Raw genomic sequence first — 2,460 nt, forward strand, 5'->3', positions numbered from 1 at the left:
GGCGTGCTCAGCGCCTCCGACGCGATCCGGCTGACCGGGGTGCGCGGCGAGGCCATGGCGGCTGCTTGCAACGACGAGCCCACGGGGATGACCGCGGTGCTCGGCGGCGACGAGGCCGCCGTGCTCGCCGCCATCGCGGAAGCCGGGCTCACCCCGGCGAACGTCAACGCCGCCGGGCAGATAGTGGCGGGCGGCACCCTCGAACAGCTCGCGGAGTTCGCCGCGAACCCGCCGGCGGGCGCTCGGCTGCGGCCGCTGCGCGTCGCGGGCGCCTTCCACACCAAGCACATGGCCCCCGCTGTCGACGCGCTCGAGCGGGCCGTGGCGCAGACCATGGTCAAGGACCCGGCGATCACGCTGCTGTCCAACGCCGACGGCGCGGTCGTCACGTCGGGGGCGAACTGGGTGGAGCGGATCGTCAACCAGGTCGCCAACCCGGTGCGCTGGGACAAGTGCATGGAGACGATGTCCGACATCGGAGTCACGGCGATGATCGAGCTGATCCCCGGCGGCACGCTGGCCGGCCTGGCCAAGCGCGCGCTGCCCGGCGTGGAGCTGCTCGCCCTCAAGACCCCCGACCAGCTAGCGACGGCCCGCGAGCTGGTCGGGGCACACGCCACGGCCACGAACGGGTACCAGGCGGCATCCGTCGGGTCCCCCGCCGAGTGGAAGATCGTGGTGGCGCCCGGAGGCGGCACGTTCCGTTCCGGAGCTGAGGAAGGAGCAGCGGCCGCGACCTCAGCCGGCGAGATCGTCTCAGCCGGCGCGGCGCTCGGCCGGGTCGTGGCGCGCGGCGGAGAGCGGCCGGTGACCGCTCAGTTCGACGCGGTGCTCGTGGAATGGCTAGTCGAAGACGGCGACCCGGTCAGCGAAGGGCAGCCGCTGGTGCGTCTCGAGCCGAAGGAGAACCCGTGACTGGGGCGAAGATACTGGCGTTCGGCGGGTACCAGCCGGACAAGGTGGTCACCAACGACGACCTGGCGAAGCTCGTCGACACCAACGACGAGTGGATCAGGTCGCGGGTCGGCATCGAGAGCCGCCGGGTCGCCGCTGACGACGAGACCGTCACCGACATGGCCGAGGCGGCCGGGGCCAAGGCCCTGGCGGCGAGCGGCCTCGCGCCGTCGGCCATCGACCTGGTGATCGTGGCGACGTGCAGCCCGCTGGTGCCAATGCCGAGCGTCTCCGCTATCGTCGCCCACCGGCTGGGCATCGTCGCGCCAGGGGCGTTCGACCTGAACGCCGCCTGCGCCGGGTTCTGCTACGCGATGGACACGGCGTCGAACGCGATAGCGGCGGGCAGCGCGCGGAATGTGCTGGTGATCGGGTCGGAGAAGATGACCTCGTGGGTCGACTGGACCGACCGGTCGACGTGCATCATCTTCGCCGACGGGGCCGGGGCCGTCGTGGTCGGGCCGACCGGCGGCGACGAGCCGACAGGGATCGGGCCGGTCGTCTGGGGCAGCGCCGGTGACCAGGGGAACAAGATCACGGTCACTGGGCGGACCGGATCGATGCGGCAGGACGGGCAGGCGGTGTTCCGGTGGGCGACCACCGCGATGGCCCCGGTGGCGCTCGAGGCCTGCCGGCGGGCCGGGGTGACGCCCGCTGACATCACGGCGTTCGTCCCGCACCAGGCGAACCTGCGGATCGTCGAGGCGATCGCCAGGAGGCTGGGGATCCCGCGCGAGCGGGTCGCCGACGACATCGTGCACGCGGGGAACACCTCGTCGGCGTCGATCCCGCTCGCGCTGTCGCGGATGGCTGAGCAGGGGCGGCTCCAGCCGGGCACGCCCGCGCTGCTGCTCGGGTTCGGCGCCGGGCTGTCCTACGCCGCGCAGGTGGTCACGGTACCCTAGCGGCCATCGCATCCAAAAACCCCCACACAATAAGGAGAAAACAGTGACTGACCAGGAGATTCTGGCCGGGCTTGCGGACATCATCGACGAGATCGCCGGCGTGCCGGCCGACGAGGTGACCCCGGAGAAGAACTTCGTGGACGACCTCGACATCGACTCGCTGTCCATGGTCGAGATCGCCGTCGCCGCGCAGGACAAGTTCGGCGTCGAAATCCCTGACGAGCAGCTCAAGGACCTTAAGACGGTCCAGGACGTCGTCAATTTCGTATCCAAGAACTCCTGACGGCATTCCCCGGCAGGGGTTTCGTCGTCACCCAGTCGTTTCACGGAGGTTGTTGTGAGCAACGATCAGGCCATCGTCGTCGTCACCGGGCTTGGCGCGACCACGCCGCTCGGCGGTGATGTCGCGTCCACCTGGTCGGCGATGCTCGCCGGAACCAGCGGGGTGCGGCGACTCACCGAATCCTGGGTGGACACGCTGCCGGTGAAGATCGCGGCGCCCGCCGCGGCGGACCCGGTGGCGGTCGTCGGCCGGGTGCAGGCACGCCGGATGGACCTCTGCGAGCAGTTCGCGCTCGTCGCGGCCCGCGAGGCCTGGGCG

General features: G+C 71.0%; 4 protein-coding genes and 1 pseudogene. All 5 read left to right on the forward strand.

The annotated features are described in order from the left end of the window. A pseudogene (locus tag WA805_RS22680) lies at positions 1 to 618 on the forward strand (ACP S-malonyltransferase); the annotation flags it as partial. A gap of 216 nt (positions 619 to 834) precedes the next feature. After that, the gene (locus WA805_RS22685; protein WP_422273719.1) at positions 835 to 915 is read left to right on the forward strand and encodes a biotin/lipoyl-binding protein; all 81 of its coding nucleotides are present in this window, start codon (positions 835 to 837) and stop codon (positions 913 to 915) included. Beyond that, positions 912 to 1,859, forward strand: coding sequence for a beta-ketoacyl-ACP synthase III (locus WA805_RS22690; protein ID WP_422273713.1), 948 nt, complete (start codon positions 912 to 914; stop codon positions 1,857 to 1,859). Before WA805_RS22685 ends, WA805_RS22690 begins: the two co-directional genes overlap by 4 nt. Positions 1,860 to 1,902: 43 nt before the next feature. Next, positions 1,903 to 2,142, forward strand: a complete 240-nt coding sequence (locus WA805_RS22695) for an acyl carrier protein (protein WP_422273715.1) — start codon at positions 1,903 to 1,905, stop codon at positions 2,140 to 2,142. A 54-nt stretch (positions 2,143 to 2,196) separates the two neighbouring features. After that, the coding region (locus WA805_RS22700; RefSeq protein WP_425243352.1) for a beta-ketoacyl synthase N-terminal-like domain-containing protein at positions 2,197 to 2,460 on the forward strand (264 nt) is incomplete at its 3' end.

It is taken from the genome of Trebonia sp. (genome assembly GCF_049794275.1).
GTDB lineage: Bacteria > Actinomycetota > Actinomycetes > Streptosporangiales > Streptosporangiaceae > Trebonia.